Annotated in this window: 1 protein-coding gene; it reads right to left on the bottom strand. The window is 61.1% G+C overall.

Annotated elements, in window-relative coordinates; all coding sequences use genetic code 11:
* A partial coding sequence (locus tag MMG91_RS28855) for an AMP-binding protein (protein WP_310661460.1) occupies window positions 1-383 on the bottom strand: 383 nt, incomplete at both ends.

Genomic DNA, 383 nt, shown 5'->3' on the forward strand with positions numbered 1-383 from the left:
ACCACTTCGATGCGGCCACCGCAGGTCAGCGGCGCGAAGCACTCGTAGACCGCGAGGTCGAAATTCAGCGAGGTGGAGAACAGGGTTTTTGCCAGGGTTGCTTCATCAAACGAACGGTGCGCCCAGGTCAGGAAGTTCACCGTGTTGCGGTGTTCGATCATCACGCCCTTGGGCAAACCGGTGGAGCCGGAGGTGTAGATCAGGTAAGCCAGGTGCGATGAGGTCAGCTCGACAATCTCCGGATTCAAGACGGATTCGTCCTGCCAGACATCGCTGTCGAGGTCGATCACCGGCACCGAAGCTTCGGCCAACAAGCTACGCGTGGCCGCTTGCGCCAACACCGCCGCCGGGGCGCTGTCCGCCAGCATGTAGGCAATCCGGTT

The organism is Pseudomonas sp. JL3, from assembly GCF_031570575.1.
GTDB lineage: Bacteria > Pseudomonadota > Gammaproteobacteria > Pseudomonadales > Pseudomonadaceae > Aquipseudomonas > Aquipseudomonas cucumis.